The following is a 23,680-nucleotide window of genomic DNA, read 5'->3' as shown; positions in this document are numbered from 1 at the left end:
CACCGGCACCACGGTCAGCCGTTCGTCCCCGCGGCCTCCGGGCGAAGGGGATCGGATCAAACGCGTTTCGGCGCGCCGAACCACCGCGGCGACCATCCCGGCGCCGATAGGCTAGCGGACAGCAGCCCAGCCCGGAGGGGAGAGTGCGCATGGCAGGTACCGCCGCCCAGAAGATGACCGCGCTGATGAACCGCGGGATGGACAAGATGCGCCACCGCGCCGCCTTCGACATCGGCGCCCCCAGCGGCACCGACTTCACCGGATTCGACAAGGCCCGCCAGATCGTGCTGGTGACGTTCAAGCGCTCCGGTGAGCCGATGCCCAGCCCGATCAACCACGGGGTGGCCGACGGGAAGATCTACGTCCGCACCGACCCCTCCACCGGGAAGGTCAAGCGGATCCGCAACAACCCGCGGGTGGTGGTGGTGCCGAGCAGTCTTCGGGGAAAGCCGACCGGTGAACCGGTCGCCGGGGTGGCCCGGATCCTGCCCGAGTCCGAGCACGCCCACGCCCACCAGGTGATCGCCGCGAACTGGAGCCTGCCGATGACGCTGTTGGAGCGCAGCTTCGATAAGAGCGCCGGCGCATTCGGCATGCCGATGGCCTATATCGAGATCACGCCGGCTCCTTAGCCATCGGCGGCGACACGCGTTAGGCCCACGGCACCCGGCAGGCGTCCCCGGAGCTGAAACCCTGCTCGGTGATGCCCAATGCCGAATACATCCGGGCCCGCATGTTCTCCACCCCGACCTGGTAGGTCAGCTCGATCACGCCGGCGTCGCCGAACCGGGCCCGCAGGTCGGCCACCTGTTCGTCGGTGACGTTGTGCGGGTCGGTGGTCACCGCGTCGGCGTAGCCGATGGCGGCGCGTTCGTCGTCGCTGAACGCCGGGGACGTGGCGTAGTTGTCGATCTCCTTGAGCCGGTCGATGTCCAGGCCGTCGAGGCGTTGCAGCATGGACCCGAAGTCCACACACCACGAGCAGCCGATGGTGCGGGCGGTCCAAAACACCGCCAGTTCGCGCACGCTGGCCGGCAGCGTGCGCGACCCGCGCTGCAGCAGCATCTCGTGCACGGCGTTGGCGACCAGCAGCCGGGGGTGATGCGCGGCGACGGTGAACGGCTCGGGGACCTCGCCGAAGCGCCGCTTGGCGTAGCGGTACATGGCGCGGGTCAACCAGGTGGCGCGCTTGGGGGGCAGGGGCTCGATGCGGGTTTTCGGTGTCATACCCGTGAGACGAGACGGCCCGCCAAAATGTGACGCCCCCTTTACGCCGCGACCGATCAGCGGTATACACACGCCCATGAGACGGGCGCTGATCGCGCTGGCGCTGCTGCTCGCGCTCCCTGGATGCGGCGGCAGCGGGAAACCGCACGCCACGCCCGCGTCGCGCAGCACCGGCGCCGCGATGACCACCACGCCGGGCGGGTTCGCCCTCACCAGCCCCGCATTCGCCGACAACACCCCGATCCCGGCCGAGTACTCCTGTAAGGGCCGCAACGTGCCGCCGCCGCTGCGCTGGGAGCACGTCCCGACCGGCACCCAGGCGCTGGCGCTGGTGGTCGACGACCCGGACGCCCCGGCCGGGCTCTACATCCACTGGGTGGTCACCGGCATCCCGCCGGCCAGCACCGAGATCGGTGACGGCCCGCTGCCGCAGGGCGCGACGGTCAGCCAGAACTCGGCGGGCAAGGCGGAGTATTTCGGCCCGTGCCCCCCGGCCGGCACCGGCGTGCACCACTACCGCTTCCAGCTGTACGCGCTGGGCACACCGGTGACGGTCGCGCCGACGACGCCGGCACCCGAGGCCGCCCGCACGATCGCGGACGCGGCCCTCGGCCAGGCCCGCACGGTCGGCCTGTTCGGCGCTTGAGGCGCCCACTGTGCCGCCGCTGTGCCGCTGAAATTGCCGCCAGGGTCGTGGATTTCGAGAATCCACGACCCTCAGTGCAAACTCAACGTGCGCGGCGAGAGCAACGTGCGCGCACGGGCTAGCGCGCGAACATCAGCGCGCGCTTGACCTCCTGGATCGCCTTGGTGACCTCGATGCCGCGCGGGCAGGCCTCGGTGCAGTTGAACGTGGTGCGGCAGCGCCACACCCCGTCGACCTCGTTGAGGATGTCGAGGCGTTCGGCCGCACCCTCATCGCGGGAATCGAAGATGAACCGGTGCGCGTTGACGATCGCCGCCGGGCCGAAGTAGCTGCCCTCGCTCCAGTACACCGGGCAGCTGGTGGTGCAGCAGGCGCACAGGATGCACTTGGTGGTGTCGTCGAAGCGGGCCCGGTCGGTCTGGCTCTGGATGCGCTCGCGGGTCGGCTGGTTGCCGCTGGTGATCAGGAACGGCTTGATGGCCCGGTAGGCGTCGAAGAACGGCTCCATGTCGACCACCAGGTCTTTTTCCACCGGCAGCCCGCGGATCGGCTCGATGGTGATGGTCAGCTCCTGGCTGGCCTTCTTCGGCAGCAGGTCGCGCATCAGCACCTTGCAGGCCAACCGGTTGTTGCCGTTGATCCGCATGGCGTCCGACCCGCACACCCCGTGCGCACAGGACCGCCGGAAGGTCAGCGTGCCGTCCAGGTAGCTCTTGACGTAGATCAGCAGGTTCAGCAGCCGGTCGCTGGGCAGACACGGCACCCGGAAGCTTTGCCACCCGGCGGCGTCGGGGTTCTCCGGATTGAACCGGGCGATCTTCAGGGTGACCATCACCGCACCGTCGGGAACCGGTGGCAGCGGCGGGTCTCCGACTTCCGCGGTCTCGATAACGCTGGTCATCAGTACTTCCGCTCCTTGGGCTCGTAGCGGGTCTGCACCACCGGCTTGAAATCCAGCCGGATGTCGGACAGCAGCTCGCTGCCCTCCTTGTAGGCCATGGTGTGGCGCATGTAGTTGACGTCGTCGCGGTTGGGGTAGTCCTCGCGGGCATGCCCACCGCGGGATTCCTTGCGATTCAGCGCGCCGACCACCGTCACCTCGGCCAGCTCCAGCAAGAAGCCCAGCTCGATGGCCTCCAGCAGGTCGGAGTTGAAGCGCTTTCCCTTGTCGTGCACGGTGATTCGGGAATACCGTTCCTTCAGGGCGTGGATGTCGGTCAGCGCCTGCTTCAACGTCTCCTCGGTGCGGAACACCGCGGCGTTGTTGTCCATCGACTGCTGCAGCGTGCCGCGGATGTCGGCGACGCGCTCGTTGCCGTGCTCGGACAAAATGTCCGCGACCCAGCCGACCACCATGCCGGCCGGGTTCTCCGGCATGTCGACGAAGTCGTGGCCCAGCGCGTAGTTCGCGGCGGCGATCCCGGCCCGGCGGCCGAACACGTTGATGTCCAGCAGCGAGTTGGTGCCCAACCGGTTGGCGCCGTGCACCGACACGCACGCGCATTCCCCGGCCGCGTACAGCCCCGGCACGGTGTTGGTGTTGTCGCGCAGCACCTGCCCGGTGATGGTGGTGGGGATCCCGCCCATCGCGTAGTGGCAGGTGGGGTACACCGGCACCAGTTCCTTGACCGGGTCCACACCCAGGTAGGTGCGGGCGAACTCGGTGATGTCGGGCAGCTTGGCTTCCAGCACATCCTCACCGAGGTGCCGCACGTCGATGTAGACGTAGTCCTTGTTGGGGCCGGCGCCGCGACCCTCCAGCACCTCGAGCACCATGGAGCGGGCGACGATGTCGCGGGGTGCCAGGTCGACGATCGTCGGGGCGTAGCGCTCCATGAAGCGCTCACCCTCGCCGTTGAGCAGCCGGCCGCCCTCGCCGCGCACCGCCTCGGAGATCAAGATGCCCAGGCCGGCCAGGCCGGTCGGGTGGAATTGGTGAAATTCCATGTCCTCCAACGGAAGTCCGTTGCGGAACACCACGCCCATGCCGTCGCCGGTCAGGGTGTGCGCGTTGGAGGTGGTCTTGTACATCCGGCCCGAGCCGCCGGTGGCGAACACGATGGCCTTGGCGTGGAAGACATGAATTTCACCGGTCGCGAGCTCATAGGCGACCACCCCGGTCGCCACTGGGCCGCTGGCGGTTTCGCTGAGCACCAGGTCCAGCACGTAGAACTCGTTGAAGAACTCGACGTTGTGTTTGACGCAGTTCTGGTACAGCGTCTGCAGGATCATGTGGCCGGTGCGGTCGGCGGCGTAACAGGCCCGGCGCACCGGGGCTTTACCGTGGTCGCGGGTGTGCCCGCCGAACCGGCGTTGGTCGATGCGGCCCTCGGGGGTGCGGTTGAACGGCATCCCCATCTTTTCCAGGTCGAGCACCGCGTCGATGGCTTCCTTGGCCATGATCTCCACCGCGTCCTGGTCGGCGAGGTAGTCGCCGCCCTTGACGGTGTCGAAGGTGTGCCACTCCCAGTTGTCTTCCTCGACGTTGGCTAGGGCCGCGCACATGCCGCCTTGGGCGGCACCGGTGTGGCTGCGCGTCGGGTACAGCTTGGTCAACACTGCAGTACGAGCGCGCGGCGCGGATTCCACCGCGGCCCGCATCCCGGCGCCGCCGGCGCCGACGATCACCACGTCGTATCGATGTTGCTGAATCACCGCGTCATCACCTGCATGTTCGAAGTTTCTTGTTTCACGAGACGTTCGCGTCGAAGGTCAGCAGCACGTAGGTGCCCAGGATCAACGTGAACAGCATCGACACCGCCAGCAGGGTGTTGAGCCAGAACTTGGTGGAGTCTTTGCGGGTGTAGTCGCCGATGATGGTGCGCATCCCGTTTCCACCGTGCAGTTGCGCCAGCCACAGCAACAACAGGTCCCAGGTCTGCCAGAACGGCGAGTGCCAGCGCTCCGCCACATAGTTGAAATCGATGCGGTAGACCCCGTTTTCCCACATCAGCATCACGAACAGGTGCCCGAGCGCCAAGAACACCAGCACGATGCCGGAGAACCGCATGAACAGCCAGGCGTATTTCTCGAAGTTGGGCATGCCGGCGTGCCGGTGCGGGGACCGCGGATCGCCCAGGCTGGCGGGACGGTCCGGGCTGTACTGGCGGACCGGGGCGAGCTGGCCGCGGCCGAGTTGTAGATCCGGGGCGCTCATCGGAAGTGCTCCATCATGTGAATGCCGATTACCACGGTGGCCGGAACGATGACCAGCAGCCAGATCACGATGATCGACCACAGCATCAGCTTCTGGTAGCGGGGGCCCTGGGCCCAGAAGTCGATCAGGATCACCCGCACCCCGTTGAGCGCGTGGAACAGCACCGCGGCCACCAGTCCGAGCTCCATGAGCCCGACGATCGGGGTCTTATAGGTCGCGATGACCTCGTTGTAGGCCTGCGGCCCGACCCGCACCAACGCGGTGTCCAGCACGTGGACGAACAGGAAGTCGAAGATCGTCGCACCGGTGATGCGGTGCAACACCCAGGCCCACATGCCGGGGTCGCCCCGGTACAGGGTGCGCCGTATTCGCCGCTGTCCATCACGCGGTGCCGGCGTGGGCGGATTTACAGATGCCGCCGTCGTCATCAGCGCCTCCAACGCGATCACTATGGGGAACCGTCGGGTGGACTCTAGACCCAATTGTGGGGACGAACGAAGTTACTCCGCGGTCATCAGCGCATCCAGACCGGAAAAGTTAGGGTGACCTTTGACGGTGGTCGACGGACGAAAAGGGCATTTCGGATGTATTCGGACCAAGCCGGGCATCGCTAGCATGCCCGCCTCCATTGACTGGAACATGCTGCGCGACAAGGCAATCGAAGTGGCGGGCCGCGGTTATGCGCCGTATTCGCGGTTCCGGGTGGGCGCCGCCGCGCTGGCCGATGACGGTCGGCTGGTGACCGGCTGCAATGTGGAAAATGTCTCATATGGCCTAGGTCTCTGCGCGGAGTGCGGTGTGGTCTGTGCCCTGCACGCCACCGGGGGCGGCCGGCTGGTCGCGCTGGTGTGCGTGCAGGCCTCCGGCGCGACGCTGATGCCGTGCGGGCGGTGCCGACAGGTGCTGTGGGAGCACGGCGGCCCGGAGCTGTTGATCGACCATCCGGCCGGTCCGCGCCGGCTGGGCGACCTACTGCCCGACGCGTTCGGTCCCGACGACCTCGCCCCGGGCACCTCGTGACGCCCTTCGATGCGCCGACGGTGATCCGGACCAAACGCGACGGGGGCCGGCTCTCCGACGCCGCGATCGACTGGGTGATCGACGCCTACACCCGCGGCCGCGTCGCCGACGAGCAGATGTCGGCGCTGCTGATGGCGATCTTTCTGCGGGGAATGGACGCGGGGGAGACCGCGCGGTGGACGACGGCGATGGTGGCCTCCGGTCCCCGGCTGGACTTCTCCGGGCTGCGGCGCGGCGACACCCCGCTGGTGACGGTGGACAAGCACTCCACCGGCGGGGTCGGCGACAAGATCACCCTGCCGCTGGTGGCCGTCATCGCCGCCTGCGGGGGTGCGGTGCCGCAGGCCTCCGGGCGCGGGCTGGGCCACACCGGCGGCACCCTGGACAAGCTGGACTCCATCGCCGGGTTCACCGCCGCCCTGTCCAACCAGCAGGTCGCCGACCAGCTGCGGCAGGTCGGCGCGGCGATCTTCGCCGCCGGGCAGCTGGCCCCGGCCGACGCCAAGCTGTACGCGTTGCGTGACGTCACCGCCACCGTGGAGTCGCTGCCGCTGATCGCCAGCTCGGTGATGAGCAAGAAGCTGGCCGAAGGGGCCGGCGCGCTGGTCCTTGATGTGAAGATCGGTTCCGGGGCGTTCATGGCGTCGGCGGCGCAGGGCGCCGAACTGGCGCGCACCATGGTGGCCCTGGGCGCGGCGGCCGGGGTGCGGACCCGGGCGCTGCTGACCGACATGAACGCGCCGCTGGGGGCGACCGCCGGCAACGCCGTGGAGGTGGCCGAGGCGCTGGAGGTGCTGGCCGGCGGCGGGCCCGCCGACGTGGTGGAGCTGACGGTGGCGCTGGCCACCGAGATGCTGAGCCTGGCCGGCATCGACGGGCGTGACCCGGCGCAGACGTTGGCCGACGGCACCGCGATGGACCGGTTCCGGGCGCTGATCGCCGCGCAGGGCGGGGACTTGGCGGTTCCGTTGCCGATCGGTGCCTGTTCGGAGACGGTGACCGCGCCGCGGGGCGGCACAATGGGAGACATCGACGCGATGGCGGTAGGGCAGACGGTGTGGCGGCTCGGCGCGGGCCGCTCCCGCCCGGGTGAGAAGGTCCAGCCCGGTGCCGGTATCCGCATCCACCGCCGCCCCGGCGAGCCGGTCGCCGCCGGCGAGCCGCTGTTCACCCTATACACCGACACCCCCGAGCGGTTCGATCCGGCGCTGGCCGCCCTGCACGGCGGCTGGCGCGTCGGCGACACCGCACCGCCGCCCCGACCGCTGATCATCGATCGGATTGAGCCATGACGACACCGCTGACCGCCGACACCATCCGCCGGGCGCCCAAAGCCCTGCTGCATGATCACCTCGACGGTGGGCTGCGCCCGGCCACCGTGTTGGAGATCGCCGGGCACATCGGCTACGAGGAGCTGCCCGCCACCGACGTCGCCACCCTGGCGACCTGGTTTCGTACCCGTTCGCACAGCGGCTCGCTGGAGCGCTACCTGGAGCCGTTCAGCCACACGGTGGCCGTGATGCAGACCCCCGAAGCGCTGCACCGGGTCGCCCGCGAGTGTGTGGAAGACCTGGCCGCCGACTCGGTGGTGTACGCCGAGGTGCGGTTCGCGCCCGAACTGCACATCGACGGCGGGTTGTCCTTCGACGACGTCGTCGACGCCGTGCTGGCCGGATTCGCCGACGGCGAGAAGGCCGCCGCGGCCGCCGGCCAGCGGATCACGGTGCGCTGCCTGGTCACCGCGATGCGCCACGCCGCGCTGTCCCGGGAGATCGCCGAATTGGCGATCCGGTTCCGGGACAAGGGGGTGGTCGGTTTCGATATCGCCGGTGCCGAGGCCGGCTATCCGCCGACCCGGCACCTGGACGCGTTCGAATACATGCGAAACAACAATGCCCGCTTCACCATCCACGCCGGTGAGGCGTTCGGGCTGCCGTCCATTCAGGAGGCGATCGGGTTTTGCGGGGCGGACCGGTTGGGTCACGGGGTGCGGATCGTCGACGATATCGCCGTGGATCCCGATGGCCGGGTCCGGTTGGGCCGGTTGGCGGCGATCTTGCGGGACAAGCGGATTCCGTTCGAGATGTGCCCGAGCTCCAACGTGCAGACCGGCGCGGTCGCCAGCATCGCCGAGCACCCGTTCGACCTGCTCGCCCGGTCCCGGTTCCGGGTGACCGTCAACACCGACAACCGGCTGATGAGCGACACCACGATGAGCAAGGAGATGCTGTTGCTGGCCGAGACGTTCGGCTACGGGTGGAGTGATCTGGAGCGGTTCACCATCAATGCGATGAAGTCGGCGTTCATCCCGTTCGACGAGCGGCTGGCCATCATCGACGAGGTCATCAAGCCGCGGTACGCGGTGCTGATCGGCTAACGGGCGCCGAGCGGTCCCCGGTGCGGGTGGTGCCCCAGCAAAAGCCCCCATTTCGACGCCGAAATGGGGGCTTTTGCTTCTGCTCGCGCCGACTAGGTCAGCTCTTGGTGACCTGCGCCTCTTCGCCCGGCTTCCAGGTGATGGTGCCGTGGTCGAAGGTGGACTGCTTGCCGCCGTCGGGGAGGTCGGTCTCGTCGCTGGTCGGGTAGCCCAGCTCACCCTGGGAGCCGCCCAACTCGTTCCACTTGTCCCGGATCGCGCCCCACACCACGTAGGACTGGGTCTTGTGGATGATCACGCCGCCCTCGAACTCCTGGTAGACGCCGCCGTCGGGGGTGTCCTTCTGCTCGCCCTTCGGTTCGCCGAGGTCGTCTTTGTGTGCCTGGTCCAGGGATTCGTACTTCGCCAGGATCGGCCCGGAAACGGTGTATTCCTTGCCGTCCTTGCCGGCCATCTGGGTGGTGCTCGGCGCCGCGCTTTCGCTTGCGGTGCTGGGCTCGGCGACCACCGACGACGACAGCGATGAAGTGGCGCTGCTGCTGGTGGCCTCGCTGCCTTTTTCCTTCTCGGACTGACAACCGGTGCCGATGACTGCAATGCCCAGAATCGCGGCGGAGAATGCCGCTGCTCGTTTCGTTACGTCACGCATGGCTTTCCTCTCGAATGGACCGGGCCACGCAGTCGACGCAGCCCAGCGTGATGGTATCGGGATTGCGACTCGCTGGCGACGTATCGAGCAAATTCGAGCGGCGAGTGAACATATGCTTTCCGTTGGTGATTTGCAGGTATCGGGATCAGAAACACTTCAGCGGGTTCAAACACGACCCGTCGGCAATGTCGCCCAATTGAGCCAGAATGTGCGTGATCGAACCCGGCACGGCCGCACCGGTACTCATCGCACATTTCGGCCAGGCCTTAGGTCCTTGACTGGCCATGATGTTGTTCGCCACCCGGATCTGCTCCTGCGGGGGAGCCTCCGCCGGATTTCCGACACCGCCGTTGGCGAGCCACGTCGACTCCTTGATCTGCAAGCCGCCGTAGGCGCCGTTGCCGGTGTTGGCCGACCAGTTCCCCCCGGATTCGCACTGCGCGATGGCGTTCCAGTCCACCGGCGACGCATGCACGATGCTGCTGGCCGGCGCGATCGACACCGCTGCGAACAGCGCCGCGACCCCGGTGGCCGGCCTCATCGCAGCTTCACGTCGCTGGCCAACCACCGGCCATCCACCTTTTCCAGCGTCATCCTGATGTGGGTGTGCTCTTCTGCCGGATTGGGGGTATCCGTGCTGGTCACCGTCTGGTCAATCAGCAGCAGCACCTTGACGCTGTCTAACGAGACCGATTCGACGATGGCCTGGGCGATACTCCCGTGGGCCCTAACGTTTTTGTCGATCAGCACCTGGCGCAGCTTGGCGGCGCGTTCGGCGTGCGCATCGTTGAACTCCTCGGTCGAGCTGTTGAACAGCTCGGTGAAGTTCTTGTCGACGGTGCTGGGATCGATGTTGCACAACGTCAGGGCATACTTTTTGGCCGCGTCCAGCGCCTGGGTGGCGGCCACATCGCGTTGATGGTGTTCGAGGGCCACCCAGCCCAGCCAGCCGCCCGCTCCGGCGACAACGGCAACCAGCGCACCAATGACCAGCCAGCGCAGCGGGATGTGCAGATGCACGTGCCGTCGCCCGGAGTTCGCGGTGGTGTCCGATGGCGGGTCGACGGGTTCGATGGACTCCGTGACAAGTTCGTTGTCGTCGACGCGGATTTGTTCGAGGACCCCCGTCGATGTGGCCTGCTGAAGAGGTTCCATGCGCGTTACCCATCTACTCGCCCGGTCGGGTGCACACCATTTACCCAAGGGTGCAGTAAGTCATGGTCTCGCAACGGCGTTCGCGATTTCGAGAGCGGGACGGCATCAAACACATAACAGCCGAGCTACGGTAATCGGCGGTGGCCGCACTATGCTGGGAATTGTCGACAATCGATACCCCGTCGCTGAACTGAGAGGGGAGGCCGTGGCCCGGTATATCTCGATCACGCTCACCAAACGCAAGGTGTCCTGTCGGGCACGGTTGCTCGACGATCTCGCACCACGCACCTGCGCGGTGGTCTGGGATGCGCTGCCGGTCGCCGGGCAGGCCTACCACGGCAAGTACGCGCGCAACGAGGTGTACACCCTGTTGGCGCCGCTGGGCGCGCCCGGACGGGAGAACTGCACGGTCACCCCGATTCCGGGCGATGTGTGTTTCTTCGGCTTCGAGGCGGCCGAGATCGGCAACCCCGCCTACGGCTATGAGCAAGGCTCCGAAGCGCATTCACCGCAAGGCGCCACCGACCTGGCGATCTTCTACGGCCGCAACAACTTATTGCTCAACGGTGATATCGGCTGGGTTCCGGGCAACGTATTCGCGACCATCGAAGACGGCTTGGACGATATCGCCGCCGCCTGCAGCGACCTGTGGATGGCCGGCGCGGTCGGCGAACAGTTGGCCTTCGCGCGCGCCTGACCCCGATCCGCCAGTGGCACTCTCACGACGCGACACGCTGATTGGACGTCGTGGGAGTGCCACTCGCCGAGCTGCTGGCTAGCCCAGCACCTGCTCGGCGAAGCGGCCCACCGCCAGCACCAGATCGTCGCTGTGCCGCGGCCCGACGATCTGCAATCCGATCGGCAGCCCCTCGCTCGTGGTGCCGATCGGGATGGACAGCGCCGGCTGCTGGGTCATGTTGAACGGGTAGGTGAACGGTGTCCACTGCGCCCACCACCGCATTCCGGAATCCACCGGCACATCGTGTCCGGCGGCAAAGGCCGGGATCGGTGTGGTCGGGGTGATCAGCAGGTTGTGCGTTTCATGGAACTCGCCCATGGTCAACCCCAACTCGATGCAGACCTGCCGGGCGTCGAGATACTCCACCCCCGACACCGCCAGCCCGCGGTCCCACATGGCCAGCAGGCCGGGGTCGACCTGGTCGCGCGCCGCCGCGCCGTAGCTGCGCAGGCTGGCCGCGGCCCCGGTGGCCCACAGCGTTTCGAACGCATCGACCGGGTCGGCGAACCCGGGGTCGGCTTCCACCACGTTCAGGCCCGCATCGGCCAGCGCGCGCACCGCGGCGGCGGCCGCCGCCGCGATCTGCGGATCGACCTCGGCGTAGCCCAACGTCGGCGAGTAGGCGACATCCAATCCGACGACGTCGCGGTGGATTTCGCCGCGATAGGTGGCCCACGTCGCCGGCAGCGAGGTCGGGTCGCGGTGCGACGGCAACGCGATGATGTCCATCAGCATGGCGGTGTCCTCGACGGTCCGGCTGATCGGCCCGGCGTGGGCCAGCGGGCCGAACGGGCTGATCGGATACATCGGCACCCGGCCGTGGGTGGGCTTGAAGCCGACTACGCCGCAAAACGCCGCCGGAATCCGGATGCTGCCGCCGCCGTCGGTGCCGATCGACAGCGGCGCCATCCCGGCGGCCACCGCCGCCGCGCTGCCGCCCGAGGAGCCGCCCGAGGTCCGGCTGGCATCGACGGGGTTGCGGGTGACCCCGCACAGCGGACTGTCGGTGACGCCCTTCCACGCCAACTCCGGGGTGGTGGTCTTGCCGATGATCACCATCCCGTCGCGTCGGATCTGGTCCACCGCCGGGGTGTCGTCGGGCCACGGCCCGGCGGGATCGGTCAGGCGGGAGCCGCGCAGCGTCGGCCAGCCGGCGGTGCGGAACACGTCTTTGATCGCGATCGGCACACCGTCGAGCAGGCCTTTGGTGTAGTTGCCGGCCCAGCGGGCCTCCGACTTGCGCGCCTGCGCCAGCGCGGCCTCCTCGTCGACCAGGCAGAAGGCGTTGAGCTCGCCGTCGCGTTCGGCGATCACGGAAAGCGCGGCCGCGGTTGCCTCGACCGGGGACAGCTCCCCGGAGGTATAGGCGGCGATCAACTGCAGCGCCGTCAGATCAGTGGGTTCAGTCATAACGGCTCCTCAGCCCGTCGGTGCGTATCCGCGGTGCTTGTCGACGACGTTGTGCAGCGGCAGGCCGGAGACGTAGCGCCGGAAGTTGGCGATGAACTGCTGTTGCAGTTGATCGGTCCAGCCCGCCACGTCGCCGCTGTTGTGCGGGGTCAGCCGCACGTTCGGGGCGGTCCACAGCGGATGGCCGGGGGGCAGCGGTTCGGGGTCGACGACGTCGAGCGCCGCCCCGGCCAGCCGCCCGGCCTGCAGCGCCGCCACCAGGGCGTCGGTGACCACCAGTTCGCCGCGGCCAACGTTGATCAGCCGGGCCCGCGGCGGCAGGGCGGCCAGCGCGTCGGCGTTCATCATGCCGCGGGTCTGCGCCGTCAACGGCGCGGCCAGCACCGCGTAGTCGGTGTCGGCGAGCGCCGCGAGCAGGTCGGCGCCGATCTCGCCGAAGTCGGGGTCGGTGCGCGCGCGGCGCCCCACCCCGCGCACCCGCATCCCCGCCGCGGTCAGCAGGCGCGCGATCGCCCGCCCGACCGGCCCGGTGCCCACGATCGTGGCGGACTTGCCGGCGATCGGCTCGGATTCGAAGTGCTGCCAGCGCTGCGCCTCTTGAGCGCGCATCGACCGGTGAAAGTCCTTGGCGAACGCCAGGATCTGGCCCAGCACGTATTCGGCGATCGGCTCCTCGAAGATCCCGCGGGAATTGGTCAGGATCACCTCGGAATCGATCAGCCCGTCGAACAGCACCGCATCCACGCCGACGGAGGCTACCTGCACCCAGCGCAGCGCATCGGCGGCCGGCCAGGCGGATCGCAGTGCCGGCGAAGAGAAGTCGTAGACAAACAGCACGTCGGCGCCGGGCAGCGCCTCGGCCAGGCGGGGAGAGGGCACCATCCGCAGTTCAGCGTCATCGCTGATCGTGGAGAGCTGGGCGGGGATGGACTCGCCATGCTGAATCGTGACGACCGAACGCGCGCCCACATTGACACCGTAAAAACGCATCGTATGATTGTCAACAATCCAGGGGCTGGCCTGGAGTGGAACTACGTGAGTGTGGGGCCACCCATGGATCTGTCGTCGCTACCAGAGTTCGACGGGCCTGGTGACCAGCGCGGTATCGGCATCATCGCCCCCTTCGATTTGGCGATCGAACGCGAACTGTGGCGGTGGATTCCGGCGGAGGTGTCGCTGCACTTGGCCCGCACTCACTATGAACCGGTGCCGGTGAGCCGGCTGATGGCCGAGTTGGTCTCCAACACCCATCACCTGGAAGCGGCGACCCGCGACGTGCTGCACGTGGAGCCGGAAGTCGTTGCCTACCTGTGTGCCTCGGGCAGCTTCGTCAACGGTGTCGAATACGAGAAGACGCTGGTCGCCGCGATCGAAGCGGCCGGTGCCCCGGCGGCGGTGACCACCTCGGGCGCGCTGGCCGAGGCCGTCATCGCCTTGGAGATTTCACGGATCTGCGTGATCACGCCCTACGACGAAGAACTCACCGAGCTGTTGCACACCTTCTTGGGGCAGCTGGGTGTGACGGTGCTGCGGTCGGATTACCTCGGGCTGGGCGGTGGCATCTGGAAAGTGAACTACCGCACGGTGGCGGAACGGATCGTGGCCGCCGATCACCCCGACGCCCAGGCCATCTTCGTCAGCTGCACCAACCTGCGCACCTACGATATCGTCGACCCCCTGGAGAACATGCTCGGCAAACCGATTCTGACCGCCAATCAACTGACCATGTGGGCGTGCCTGGGCCGGATGGATCTGCCGATGATGGGTCCGGGCCGCTGGCTGCGCGACGTGTTCGCCGGAGCCAAGCGATGACCGTCGGCCGCGTTGGTTTTATCTACCCCGACCACGCCGCGGAGTCCGACTACCCGTGGGCGGCCGCGCGGCTCGGGGTGGAGCTGGCGGTGGTGCACATCTACGGCACGGATCTGCACGCGGTGCCCGAACTGCTGGATCTGGGCAGCCCGGCCCGGCTGGCCGAGGGGGCGGCGCTGCTGGCGCCGCAGCGGCCGGCCGCGGTGGTGTGGGCGTGCACGTCGGGCAGCTTCGTCTACGGGCCCGACGGTGCCGCCGATCAGGTGGCGCGGCTGGCCGCCACCGCCGGGGTGCCCGCCTCGAGCACCTCGTTCGCGTTCGTGCACGCGTTGGCGGAGTTGGGTTGCGCGCGGGTCGCCGTGGCGGCCAGCTACCCGCACGACATCGCCGAGCTGTTCGTGAACTTCCTTGCCGCACACGACGTCAACGTCACGTCGATGGGTAACGCCGGGATCGACACCGCCGCGGAGGTCGGGCGCCTGAGCCCGGAGCAGGTGGCCGCGCTGGCGGCCGCCAACGACGACCCCGGCGCCGATGCGCTGCTGATCCCCGACACCGCGATGCACACCGTGGCCCAGGTCGAGACGCTGGAGCGGGTGCTGGGTAAGCCGGTGCTGACCGCGAACGCGGTCACGGTGTGGGAAGGTTTGCGCATCGCTGGGCTGCCCCGCCGGGCCGCCGGGTTGGGTGCGCTCTTTCGGGATGAACGATGACGCTATCGCAGCCGGCGGCGTTCGAGCCGCTCCGTAGGCAGTCGACCGCCGAGTTGATCGCCGACCGGCTGCGCGAGGCGATCACCCGCGGTCAACTCGCCCCCGGTGACCAGCTCGGCGAGGCCAGCCTGGCCGCGCAGTTCGCCGTGTCCCGCGGCCCGTTGCGGGAGGCGATGCAACGCTTGGTGGCCGAGGGGTTGCTGCGCAGCGAACGGCACCGCGGCATCTTCGTCATCGAGCTCACCGAAACCGATGTGCACGACGTGTACCGGGCCCGCAAGGCCATCGAACGGGCCGCGATCGGCGAGATCCTGGGCGGCGACGCCCGGGTCGCCGGGGCCCGGCTGCAGGCGCCCATCGCTGCGATGGCCGCCGCCGCGCAACGCGGGGACGCCGCCGCGGTCGCCGACGCCGATCAGCAGTTCCACGAGGTGCTGATCGACTGCGCCGACAGTCCGCGGCTGTCCCGGGCGATGCGGACCCTGCTGCTGGAAACCCGGATGCTGCTCGGTGAACTGCACCACGCCTACGGCGACCTGCACGAGCAGGTGGCCGAGCACCGCGCGCTGCGCGATGCTATCGGCGCCGGCGACGAAGTGCGCGCGCTGCGCCTCATCGAGGAGCACATGGACGACGCGGTGCGCCGGCTGCTGGCCCGGCGCACCAGCGTGCCGGCGGGCTAAAGCGTGCTCACTCGCTAGCTTGACGCTGTGGGGAAGGCGTGTTTCATCTCGCCGCCCTGGACTGCGACGTCGGGATCGACCACGTCTCCCTTGACGGCGAGCAGCGTCTGGATTTTGACGGGCTCTGCCAGGGCGGCCTCGGCCAGACACATCCCCTTGGCTTCCTGAATGAGTTGACGCAGCTGTTCCTGCGGTGCATCGGAGTCGATGTCGACCAGGTAGCGCAGGCCTAGGCAGACTCCTCGCTGACCTGCTTCGCCCTTGACGTAGCCGAAGGACAGTTCGCTTTCCACTTCGATGTTGCGCACGTCGAGCTTGCGGTCATCGGCGAGGTTCGTCAGATGACTGACGAGACAGAATGCCGCTCCCGCGGCGAAGTACACCAGCGGTGCGGGAGCGCTGTCGGCGCCGGGCGGAAGGCCGGTGCCCTCATCGGACCAGAGCTGGTAGGCACCGTAACCCTTGACCCCCGGCTTGACGTCCGCGTACTTGCGCAGTCCCTCGTCGGTTTTCAGCGAAACCTTGACCGGGAAGTGAAAGACCGGCTTCTTCTTGTTCTCCACGGTATTTGGGGTGCCCGCGAGCCTGGGCAGGGCCACGTCTGGTTCTTTGAGCCGGGTCACCAGCGGTGCTTGGGTGTCGGTGGTCATAATTACTTCCCTTCTCATCGGCGGTAGCTGTCCAGGGCAGCGGACTGTGGAGTCTGCGGCCCGGCCGGTTAGCAGTTGCATCGGATGGTGAAGTCTTTTTCCTGTCCCGCCAGGGATGCGGAGCCGGCGTGCAGTCTCAGGTTCTGTTGAACGTTGCCGATGTCGGCGCGATAGGCCGCCTGGGTGGCTTCGATCCAGTCTCGCCCGCCGTCGGCCTGATAGGGCAGATCGACGGTGTGCAGCACGGGTGTGGTGGTATCCAGTGGACAGCCCAGCGCGGCGCGCAGCGTGGCGCGCTGGTGGTCGGGGTCGCCGACGCGTCCGCAAGGTGCGCCGATGGGGTAGTCGACCAGTGCGGTGCGGGGCGGCTGGTAGGCCTCGGAGATATCGCGCAGGGTGGACAGCATCAAGGTGGGCAGTCCGCCGGCTTCCAACGCGCGCGCCAGTACCGCGGTGGCCTGGTGGCATTGCGGGCAGAACGGCACCACGAGCACCAGATCGACGTTCTGGCGGCGGAATTCGTCGTGGATGCGAGGCGCGGTGTCGGTGGCCAGCTGGTCCCATTTGGTGATGGAGCCCAGGATGCTGACCGCCTCGGGCGCTAGCGCACCGATGGTGCCGTCGGCTTCCAGTTCGGCCAGGCGGTCGCGGGGGAAGGCCACGTTGAGGTCCTCGTCGGCCCAGAAGCGTGCCGGGGTGGCGTGGTCGAACACGATCTGGTCGCTGGGCACGGTGCGTGGGATGAGGCGGTAGGACAGGTCATTGGTGCGCTGCAGTGGTTCCTGTCCGGGGGCCCGTGCCCCCAGGCTGACCAGCAGCCCGACGGTCAGTTCAGCCACCGGCTTGTGCAGCGGCACCATGCGCGGTGCATCGAAGCGGGGCAACGCGGCAGCCTGGCGCGGCGCGTCGAGCCCAGCCCCGCGATCGCCATACAGCAAGGGCCCGAGGGCGCGCTGGTGATCGCTATACAGATACGACATGGTGAGCCTCCAAAGGTGATTGCGTAGCCAACCCGTTCAGGACGAGTTGAATGAGCTCGTCGACGTTGACCCGCCGGCCGGTCTTGTGTCCGATCGCCACCGCCGCGAAAAGTGTGTTGGCGGCGGCCTCGATCAGCTCGGGCCGGAGTTCACCGGCCTTGGCACGTGATTTCAGATAGGACTGCAGTACGTTTTGCCCGGTTGCGACGAAGTCGCGCAACGCCGCGTCGGCGTGGCTAGCCGAGAAGAACACCGACACCACATCGGCGTTGGCGGCAAGGGTTTCGTCGAATGCCCGAATCAGCTGGGGCAAGACCACACTCGCCGGTTGATCGGCGCGCTCACTCAGCAACGCGCGCAACTGCGGAAGGAAGCCGCGCTCTTCAAGCACGGCCGCGACCAGGTCTTCTTTGCTGTCGAAGTAGTGGTACAGCAGCCCGGGCGTCACGGCCGCGGCCTGGGCAATGTCTTTGACCGAGGTCCCGTCAACACCCTTGCGGGCAAACACGACCAACGCAGCGTCGATGAGCTGCGCGCGACGCCGTTGGGCCTGCTCTTGCCGGGTAGTCATCACGCCACCATAACGTTGATTAAACGTTTAGTCAATTAATGGCCACGAGGCGCTCGCGCTATGCCTCATCGAGATGCGCATGGACGATGCGGTGCGCGGACTGTTGCACCGGCGCACGAGCGCGCCGGGGGGCTGAACTAGCGTTCCGACTCGGTCGTCGGGCGCTGCCGCGTCAGGATCTCGCGCAGCGTGGGAAGCACCCGCCGGTCCTTGGGTCGGTTCGCCGCCTGCTTGGAGCGGATGACATCGGCCAGCGCGGCCACTCGCACGGTGACGCCGTACAGCGCAACAGGTCTCGCATCGCGGCGCAGATCCGCATAGCCGCGGGTGCCGGCTGGCTCGAAGGCCACGTCGAGGTCCCCGGCGTCGGTGGTCAGATTCCAGGTGGTGGCGCTCGCCAGCGCATCGGCGTTGCACGCGAACGGAAGTCCGCCGGACGCGGATTCGGTCCGGCTGCGTGCGTTGAGCTCATCGAGTGCCGCCGCCACGCGAACGAGGTTGGCTCGTCCGCTCTGCGGAGTGATATCGGCGTCTTCGGTCGGGAACGGCGATCCGTGGTACACCGCCGCCAGGCCGCCGATGAGAACGTAGGCGACCCGGTGGCGGTCGAGCGCCGCAAAGAGGCGGGGGAGATCGAGTTCCACCTCAGGCTCGCCGGGCTTGTCGCAGCCCGCGCAACTGCCGCGCCAGCCGCGCGTGCCGATCCAGCCGCTCCTGGCCGGTAAGGCCGGCGAGCCGCGCCGCCTGCGCCCAGTCGCTGTCGTCGCGCGGTACCAGCATCAGGTCCAGGTCGAAACCGCACAGGCGAACCAGGCGGAACACATCATCGAGGCTGATCGCGGTGCGACCGGCTTCCCACCGCGCGATCGCGGGCTGGGCGGTGTCCGCCCGCGCCGCCAGTTCGGCTTGGCTAAGCCCGGCGCGACGGCGGGCCTCCCGGACCAGGTCCCCGCCGTAGGAACTCACCCGTCCAATATAACAGTTCTGCTATATCCGACGCCGGTCACGCCGGGTGGTTGGGCGAGGCGGACGGCTCAGCCGCCGGGCGCCGGAGCCGTCGTGGTCGTGGCTGTCGTCGGTGTGGTGGCGGTCGACGAGCCTTCATTCTCGGGTGCCGCCCCGTTGCAGGCGGACTTCAGCACGGTGGCGCCGGGACTCTGGTTCGTCGCATTTTGTTCCGCCTCCTGCTGCGTGGCGCCGCTGTCTCCGAAGTAGTGATCGCCGTTTTTGACGACCGCACCGCAGTCCGGGGACTTGAAGGAAATCAACACGTTACAGCTGGGGGTGTTTTGCTGACAGTCGTTGGTCGCAGCCTGGTCGGCAAGATACTGGTTCGGCTTATCGGTGGCTACGCCGACGGCCTGGCCGTCGGGCGAGACCGCAATCGCTCCCCAGTCCTCGTCGGCGTACGCGGTGGGAGCAATGACGACAGCCATTGCTGCCGCGGCGGCGCCGACGGCCGCAGGGATCATGACGCGTCTACGAAAACTGGTCGCTACCATAGTGATTCCTTTCTCATGCCGGGGGCACGGCAGTGGTCGAAATCGATGGGGATTGAGCTCGGTGCGCGACTGGCTACACCGGCTAAGGGGGATGCTCACCTGCTCGGCAGCGGTATGTCCCGCCGCCGCGTTGACACCCCCTTTCAAATTCACAGGCAGCCCGCAGCTTAACCCCGGCCGGTCGGCGCTGGGCCGGGTTTTTCAAAAACCCAACTTGGCTTCCGTTCCCCCGTTTGGGCCGGTTGCGACCGGCCGAACTGCTGTTTTGGTGATGCATATCGGCGCAGTAATTTGCGCCTATTGGCCGGGCTCGGTGGTTGGTGCCGCGGTCACCAGGCGATACCCGAGGTCGAGTGCCGCCTCATCGAGCAGGTCAGCGTGCTGGGCCACCCACGCACCGGAGACCAGGTCGTCGCGCAGTCGGGTGAGTCCCGGCCGCAGTTGGTGTTGCGGCGTGAGGGCCAGCATCGACATGCCGGCTTGCACGGTCTCGTCAAGGTAGGCGTGCGGTCGACGCCAGTAGGCGCCGCCGAAGCCGTCGACGCAGTCATGCGGGACCGGGATCGGGTGGACCGCATGTTCGACGGGAAGCAGCGAGCGCAGCCGGTCCAGGGGCACGGCCAGCCGTGCATCGGTTTCCGCGGCGGCCGGCAGGTATTCACGCAGCAGCCAGAATTCCCGAATGACGGTGTGGTCCCAGGTGAGGATCACGATGCGGCGGCGGGCGACCCGGATCAGTTCGGCAATACCCCGATTGAGGTCGGCCCAGTGGTGAATGGTCAAAACCGCGAGCGCCGCATCCACCGCGTTCATTCGGATCGGCAACTGTTCGGCCGTCGCTTGCACCGCGGGCGCCGCATGCGGTGGGCGCTGGGCGATCATCACGCGGCTGGGTTCGATGGCGAGCACCGTTTGCGGCGGTTCGTAGGCACCCGCTCCGGCGCCAATGTTGGCCACCGATCCCATCCCGTGCAACGCGTGGTGGATCGCCGCGGCAATGCGGGGATCCGGTTGCCTGGTCCGCGCGTAGGTCCGCCCGGTCCGGTCGTAATGAGCCTGCTCCATCAGTGAGACCTTCGTTGCCGGGCGTGGAACCGAATTACTGCCCAGTGGGCGGCGGTCGCCCTGAGAGAATATTGCGACTGGGGCTAGCGGGGGAGCAAACACCTTGACCGACGTCGACCACCTACTCGAGACGCTGGAACCGCTCAACCACGATGAGCGGATGCGCCGCATGGTCGAGTTGGGGCGCGAGGCGACGAGCAGCCCACACGCCGCCGGCCTGATCGCCGCCCTTAGCGCCGGCGGCTTCTTCGAGAGGCTGCTCGCCCTGCACAGCTGCTACGGCAGCAAAGACGGCAGCCAGGCGCTGGCAGCGCTCCACGATCCGTCGCGCACGATCAGCGGCCGCGCGGTCAAGCTGGTCGCCGCCTACAGCGACGACGAGCCAATCATCGAAGTGCTGCAGGGGCTTCGGGCTGACCTACGCCTAGCGTTGCTGCGCGGGCTGCGCCGACGGGGTCGGCTGACCGTCATCGACGGGTTCTTGGACGCGCTGGCGGGCGCCGACCCGCACGCGCTCGGGCCGTTGCTCCCGTTCGGCTCCCCGGCGGTGGTGGCCGAACACTTCGAGACCGCCCGACGCGGCGGCGGCGCGACATTCTGGGAGCGGCTGGCCCGCCGCCACCCGGATCTGACCGTTCAGCGGCTGACGGAGACCTCCGAGCAGCCGGACCTGCAGCTGCTGTGGGAGGCCAACACCGCATTGCCGATCCTGGCCAAGTGGTCCCCGGATCGGGGCGTTCAGCTCGCGCAGTGGCTGATCCGCCACGGGTCGGTCCGCTCACCCGGCTGGACGATGCTGGCGCTGCGCCGACCGGTCGAGGTGGCCGACCTCCTGCTGGGATTGGAGGAGCCAGCGTCGATCAGCCTTGCCGCGCGCGCTCACCGTCTCGACAACCCGCGGCTGCTGGCGCTGCTGGAGCAGCAACCGGGCACGCTGCCGTGGCCGACCTTCTGGTTTCCCCGGCTGCCCGCCGAACGGCGCAGCGAAATCTATCGGTACTGCGGTCGGCTGTGGCGTGGTGAGGACGGCTGCGCGGACCCGAAACTGGTCGCAGCCCTGCCGCGGGACCTGCGGGAGGCCGAGGGGCGCCGCCACCTGGATTTACCCGCCCTGGCAACGCATCCCGCGTTCCGGTTGAGCTATGCCGCGTTCGTGCCCTGGGCGCAGGCGCGCCGCGTCGCGGATCCCTTCCTCAACCACCCGGACGCCGAGCTGCGGTCGGCGGCCCTGCAGGCGCTGATCGGGGCGGTCCGCTTCCAGCGGGCGCGGCTGGGCGAGCTGCTGACCGCGCTGCGCGACCGGCGGTACGAACAGGATCCGGTGCGCTGCGCGGTATTTGCGGGGTTGGCTCAACTTCCGCCCAGCAGTTGGAAACCCGAGCACCTGCCGGATCTGGCCCAGATCCTGCGCGACGCATTGTCGGCCGCGGATCTGTCCCACGGCACGGCGAGTTACGCGCAGACGCTGGTCCGGGCCCTGCTGCCCTTCCACCTGGACTGGAGCCTCGGCTGGTTGGTGACGTTCGCCGGCGAATACGGCCAACTCGTGTTGCCGGAACACGAACTGACCGATGCTCAGCTGCGCCGTCTCGCCCCGGCCCTGACCCCGGTGCTCGCGACATGGCAAGCGCGGGAACGCGAACCGCAACTGCTGGCCCTGGCGCGAACCCTGGGCCGGCGCCTGAGCCGCTTCCCGGAGCTGATCGCGATGCTGGTGCGGCTGCTGCAAGACACGAAGCGGCAGTGGGTCGCCGCGGCGATCCTGTCGCTGCTGGCCCAGCACCACCGCGTCGAGTTCACCACGCTGATCCCGGCGCTGATCCGCGACGACCCCAGCTGGGTCACCCAAACCCCGGTGCTGGAATTCCTGCACCGCCGCCGGCAGGACCTGCTGACGCCGTTGCTGGGCCGCCGCGCCTACCAGGGCCGGTTCGCCACCGGCCACACCCGCTACGTTCTGCCGCTGAGCCGCGGGTTTTTCCGGTGGACGCCGACGCAGCAGCGGGAATTCGCCGCCACGCTGGATGAGCTCACCCAGGTCACCGCGGACCCCCGCGACATCCCCACCGTGCTGCGCGCGATGACGCAACTGGCGGCGCTGCCGGCGGTGGCGCCGACGCGGCTGAGCGAGCTGGCACGCGATGCGCGACCCGGGGTTCAAGAGGCGGCGCTGCGCGCGCTGGGCAAGCTGGACGCCGGGCAAGGGGTCCCGGCATTGCTGGAGGCGCTGGCCGACGAGCGGTCCCGCATCGCCATCTACGCACTGCGCCGTACCGTGTTGGCCCTGCCGGTGACCCGCGCCCTGCGGCTGCTGCAGACGGTGCCGCTGGACAAGATCACGGTCGCCAAGGAGTGCGCCCGGCTGCTCGGCGACCTCCCGGGCGAGGACGCGTTCCGGGTCCTACAGCGGCTCGACGGGCGCTCGCTGCCGCGCGATGTGCGGGTGGCCCTGCTGCGCGCGCTGTGGCGCCATCTGGATCGCCCGCACGCGTGGGAGATCGTGGATCGCGCCGTCGACTCCGCCGACCCGGTGCTGATGGCCGCCGTGGTGCGGATTCCCGCCGACCGGCTGTCGGACCCGGCGCAGCGGCGCCTGGCCGCGCTGCTGGCTCGGGTACTGGCCCACCCCGACCCGGCGGTGCGGATGCCGGTTTTGCAGCGCTGCATTGACCTGCCGCCACCGGATCGCGAGCAGGCCCTGCTGCCCGGCCTGCTGTCGTCGCTGACCGCCGACGCGCCGGCCGAACAGCACGCGGCCGCCGTCGCATTGTTCACCATCTGCCGCCCACCGGATGCCGCCCGCATCGCGGCCGGCATCCGGGACGCGCTGCCCAACCGCCGCGCGCTGGTGGCGACTGTGCAGGCCCTGCTCACCGCCCTACCCGGTCAGCACGCCCGGCTGCGGCCGATCGCGCACGCGATACTCGGCGTGCTGGCCGACGATCCGATGGCGGTCCACCTCCGCCTGCAGCTGGCCGGGCAGGTGTTGGCCTGGCACCAGTTCGCTGGCCTGCTCGACGATTTGGCCGCCTCCGGTGAGTGGCACGCCGACGCGGTGGCGGCGGGCATCGCCGCGGTCGGATCGTGGACGCGGCGGTCGGATCGCGCCGACCTGGAGGCCCTTGAAACGCGGCTGGCGTCGCACGCCGACGATCGGATGCGTCGGCTGGCGCTGGCGGCGCTGGTCGCAGCGGCCGCGCTGCCCGGCGGCTGGAGCGCGGCGAGGTTGGACCGGTTGCGCGGCTACCGACGCGACCACGCGCCGCTGGTCGCCGCGGCCGCGCAGTTCACCCTGCCGCTGGAGGATTCCACCGAATAGGCGGT

Annotated in this window: 26 protein-coding genes and 1 pseudogene; 10 read left to right on the top strand and 17 right to left on the bottom strand. The window is 68.4% G+C overall.

Annotated elements, in window-relative coordinates; all coding sequences use genetic code 11:
- Positions 1 to 149 precede the first annotated feature (149 nt).
- The gene (locus ACAG26_RS00930; protein WP_370478219.1) at positions 150 to 632 is read left to right on the top strand and encodes a PPOX class F420-dependent oxidoreductase; all 483 of its coding nucleotides are present in this window, start codon (positions 150 to 152) and stop codon (positions 630 to 632) included.
- Between the two features lie 19 nt (positions 633 to 651).
- On the opposite strand, the pseudogene ACAG26_RS00925 reads toward ACAG26_RS00930, so the two are convergent.
- Positions 652 to 1,263 (bottom strand): annotated as a pseudogene (locus ACAG26_RS00925) (carboxymuconolactone decarboxylase family protein); the annotation flags it as partial.
- 40 nt (positions 1,264 to 1,303) lie between these two features.
- Between ACAG26_RS00925 and ACAG26_RS00920 the strand changes: the two are divergent.
- Positions 1,304 to 1,873, top strand: a complete 570-nt coding sequence (locus ACAG26_RS00920) for a YbhB/YbcL family Raf kinase inhibitor-like protein (protein ID WP_370478216.1) — start codon at positions 1,304 to 1,306, stop codon at positions 1,871 to 1,873.
- Between the two features lie 118 nt (positions 1,874 to 1,991).
- Here ACAG26_RS00920 and ACAG26_RS00915 read toward each other — a convergent pair whose 3' ends face one another.
- The 4 genes from ACAG26_RS00915 to sdhC are packed head-to-tail and all read right to left on the bottom strand — an operon-like array spanning position 1,992 to position 5,365.
- On the bottom strand, positions 1,992 to 2,774 hold the full coding sequence (locus ACAG26_RS00915) for a succinate dehydrogenase iron-sulfur subunit (protein WP_370478212.1): 783 nt from the start codon (positions 2,772 to 2,774) through the stop codon (positions 1,992 to 1,994).
- Positions 2,774 to 4,528: a succinate dehydrogenase flavoprotein subunit gene (gene sdhA, locus ACAG26_RS00910; protein ID WP_370478209.1), complete on the bottom strand. Its 1,755-nt coding sequence runs from the start codon at positions 4,526 to 4,528 to the stop codon at positions 2,774 to 2,776. Before sdhA ends, ACAG26_RS00915 begins: the two co-directional genes overlap by 1 nt.
- Positions 4,529 to 4,562: 34 nt before the next feature.
- Complete coding sequence (locus ACAG26_RS00905) at positions 4,563 to 5,030, bottom strand: succinate dehydrogenase hydrophobic membrane anchor subunit (protein ID WP_370478206.1); 468 nt, start codon at positions 5,028 to 5,030, stop codon at positions 4,563 to 4,565.
- Entirely contained in the window at positions 5,027 to 5,365 is a 339-nt protein-coding gene (gene sdhC, locus ACAG26_RS00900) for a succinate dehydrogenase, cytochrome b556 subunit (RefSeq protein ID WP_370478796.1), read from the bottom strand. The genes ACAG26_RS00905 and sdhC overlap by 4 nt, the downstream gene beginning before the upstream one ends.
- A gap of 280 nt (positions 5,366 to 5,645) precedes the next feature.
- Here sdhC and ACAG26_RS00895 point away from each other — a divergent pair, with 280 nt between their 5' ends.
- From ACAG26_RS00895 to ACAG26_RS00885, 3 genes are read left to right on the top strand one after another with little or no spacing between them, the layout of a single operon-like run.
- Positions 5,646 to 6,050: a cytidine deaminase gene (locus ACAG26_RS00895; protein WP_370478204.1), complete on the top strand. Its 405-nt coding sequence runs from the start codon at positions 5,646 to 5,648 to the stop codon at positions 6,048 to 6,050.
- Positions 6,047 to 7,342 (top strand): thymidine phosphorylase, encoded by a 1,296-nt coding sequence (locus ACAG26_RS00890; protein ID WP_370478201.1) that lies wholly within the window; start codon positions 6,047 to 6,049, stop codon positions 7,340 to 7,342. Before ACAG26_RS00895 ends, ACAG26_RS00890 begins: the two co-directional genes overlap by 4 nt.
- A complete protein-coding gene (locus ACAG26_RS00885) occupies positions 7,339 to 8,427 on the top strand; it encodes an adenosine deaminase (RefSeq protein WP_370478199.1) in 1,089 nt (362 codons plus the stop codon). The genes ACAG26_RS00890 and ACAG26_RS00885 overlap by 4 nt, the downstream gene beginning before the upstream one ends.
- A gap of 97 nt (positions 8,428 to 8,524) precedes the next feature.
- Here ACAG26_RS00885 and ACAG26_RS00880 read toward each other — a convergent pair whose 3' ends face one another.
- The 3 genes from ACAG26_RS00880 to ACAG26_RS00870 all read right to left on the bottom strand — a co-directional run bounded on the left by ACAG26_RS00880 (position 8,525) and on the right by ACAG26_RS00870 (position 10,231).
- Positions 8,525 to 9,076, bottom strand: coding sequence for an LGFP repeat-containing protein (locus ACAG26_RS00880; protein ID WP_370478196.1), 552 nt, complete (start codon positions 9,074 to 9,076; stop codon positions 8,525 to 8,527).
- A 145-nt stretch (positions 9,077 to 9,221) separates the two neighbouring features.
- Positions 9,222 to 9,617: a transglycosylase family protein gene (locus ACAG26_RS00875; RefSeq protein WP_370478194.1), complete on the bottom strand. Its 396-nt coding sequence runs from the start codon at positions 9,615 to 9,617 to the stop codon at positions 9,222 to 9,224.
- Positions 9,614 to 10,231, bottom strand: a complete 618-nt coding sequence (locus tag ACAG26_RS00870; RefSeq protein ID WP_370478191.1) for an Mce protein — start codon at positions 10,229 to 10,231, stop codon at positions 9,614 to 9,616. Before ACAG26_RS00870 ends, ACAG26_RS00875 begins: the two co-directional genes overlap by 4 nt.
- Before the next feature lie 205 nt (positions 10,232 to 10,436).
- On the opposite strand from ACAG26_RS00870, the gene ACAG26_RS00865 reads away from it, so the two are divergent.
- Positions 10,437 to 10,928, top strand: a complete 492-nt coding sequence (locus ACAG26_RS00865) for a DUF3830 family protein (RefSeq protein ID WP_370478189.1) — start codon at positions 10,437 to 10,439, stop codon at positions 10,926 to 10,928.
- A gap of 78 nt (positions 10,929 to 11,006) precedes the next feature.
- Here the strand turns inward: ACAG26_RS00865 and ACAG26_RS00860 are convergent, their stop codons facing one another.
- Positions 11,007 to 12,380 (bottom strand): amidase, encoded by a 1,374-nt coding sequence (locus ACAG26_RS00860; RefSeq protein WP_370478187.1) that lies wholly within the window; start codon positions 12,378 to 12,380, stop codon positions 11,007 to 11,009.
- 9 nt (positions 12,381 to 12,389) lie between these two features.
- The gene (locus ACAG26_RS00855; protein WP_370478184.1) at positions 12,390 to 13,370 is read right to left on the bottom strand and encodes a D-2-hydroxyacid dehydrogenase; all 981 of its coding nucleotides are present in this window, start codon (positions 13,368 to 13,370) and stop codon (positions 12,390 to 12,392) included.
- A 63-nt stretch (positions 13,371 to 13,433) separates the two neighbouring features.
- Between ACAG26_RS00855 and ACAG26_RS00850 the strand changes: the two genes are divergently transcribed.
- Genes ACAG26_RS00850 through ACAG26_RS00840 form a run of 3 tightly spaced genes read left to right on the top strand, consistent with a single transcriptional unit; the run spans position 13,434 to position 15,588 of the window.
- Entirely contained in the window at positions 13,434 to 14,192 is a 759-nt protein-coding gene (locus ACAG26_RS00850) for an Asp/Glu/hydantoin racemase (RefSeq protein WP_370478794.1), read from the top strand.
- Complete coding sequence (locus tag ACAG26_RS00845) at positions 14,189 to 14,905, top strand: maleate cis-trans isomerase (protein WP_370478182.1); 717 nt, start codon at positions 14,189 to 14,191, stop codon at positions 14,903 to 14,905. Before ACAG26_RS00850 ends, ACAG26_RS00845 begins: the two co-directional genes overlap by 4 nt.
- Positions 14,902 to 15,588 carry a GntR family transcriptional regulator gene (locus tag ACAG26_RS00840; protein ID WP_370478180.1) on the top strand — a complete coding sequence of 229 codons (687 nt, stop codon included), beginning with the start codon at positions 14,902 to 14,904 and terminating at the stop codon, positions 15,586 to 15,588. Before ACAG26_RS00845 ends, ACAG26_RS00840 begins: the two co-directional genes overlap by 4 nt.
- 14 nt (positions 15,589 to 15,602) lie before the next feature.
- Here ACAG26_RS00840 and ACAG26_RS00835 read toward each other — a convergent pair whose 3' ends face one another.
- The 7 genes from ACAG26_RS00835 to ACAG26_RS00805 all read right to left on the bottom strand — a co-directional run bounded on the left by ACAG26_RS00835 (position 15,603) and on the right by ACAG26_RS00805 (position 20,356).
- Positions 15,603 to 16,238 (bottom strand): OsmC-related (seleno)protein, encoded by a 636-nt coding sequence (locus tag ACAG26_RS00835; protein ID WP_370478177.1) that lies wholly within the window; start codon positions 16,236 to 16,238, stop codon positions 15,603 to 15,605.
- Between the two features lie 68 nt (positions 16,239 to 16,306).
- On the bottom strand, positions 16,307 to 17,218 hold the full coding sequence (locus ACAG26_RS00830) for a hypothetical protein (RefSeq protein WP_370478175.1): 912 nt from the start codon (positions 17,216 to 17,218) through the stop codon (positions 16,307 to 16,309).
- Entirely contained in the window at positions 17,202 to 17,789 is a 588-nt protein-coding gene (locus ACAG26_RS00825) for a TetR/AcrR family transcriptional regulator (RefSeq protein ID WP_370478173.1), read from the bottom strand. The genes ACAG26_RS00830 and ACAG26_RS00825 overlap by 17 nt, the downstream gene beginning before the upstream one ends.
- Positions 17,790 to 17,926: 137 nt before the next feature.
- Positions 17,927 to 18,433 carry a hypothetical protein gene (locus ACAG26_RS00820; RefSeq protein ID WP_370478170.1) on the bottom strand — a complete coding sequence of 169 codons (507 nt, stop codon included), beginning with the start codon at positions 18,431 to 18,433 and terminating at the stop codon, positions 17,927 to 17,929.
- Between the two features lies 1 nt (position 18,434).
- On the bottom strand, positions 18,435 to 18,755 hold the full coding sequence (locus ACAG26_RS00815) for a helix-turn-helix transcriptional regulator (RefSeq protein ID WP_370478168.1): 321 nt from the start codon (positions 18,753 to 18,755) through the stop codon (positions 18,435 to 18,437).
- 68 nt (positions 18,756 to 18,823) lie between these two features.
- Positions 18,824 to 19,261 (bottom strand): DUF4189 domain-containing protein, encoded by a 438-nt coding sequence (locus tag ACAG26_RS00810; RefSeq protein ID WP_370478166.1) that lies wholly within the window; start codon positions 19,259 to 19,261, stop codon positions 18,824 to 18,826.
- Positions 19,262 to 19,588: 327 nt separating this feature from the next.
- Positions 19,589 to 20,356 carry a class I SAM-dependent methyltransferase gene (locus ACAG26_RS00805; protein ID WP_370478163.1) on the bottom strand — a complete coding sequence of 256 codons (768 nt, stop codon included), beginning with the start codon at positions 20,354 to 20,356 and terminating at the stop codon, positions 19,589 to 19,591.
- 103 nt (positions 20,357 to 20,459) lie between these two features.
- Here ACAG26_RS00805 and ACAG26_RS00800 point away from each other — a divergent pair, with 103 nt between their 5' ends.
- Entirely contained in the window at positions 20,460 to 23,675 is a 3,216-nt protein-coding gene (locus ACAG26_RS00800) for a HEAT repeat domain-containing protein (RefSeq protein ID WP_370478161.1), read from the top strand.
- Positions 23,676 to 23,680 lie beyond the last annotated feature (5 nt).

Origin of the sequence: Mycobacterium sp. pUA109, from assembly GCF_041287095.1 — a bacterium.
Classification (GTDB): domain Bacteria; phylum Actinomycetota; class Actinomycetes; order Mycobacteriales; family Mycobacteriaceae; genus Mycobacterium.
The sequence above is the reverse complement of the archived record's forward strand: the minus strand, read 5'-3'. Positions and strand labels throughout refer to the sequence as shown.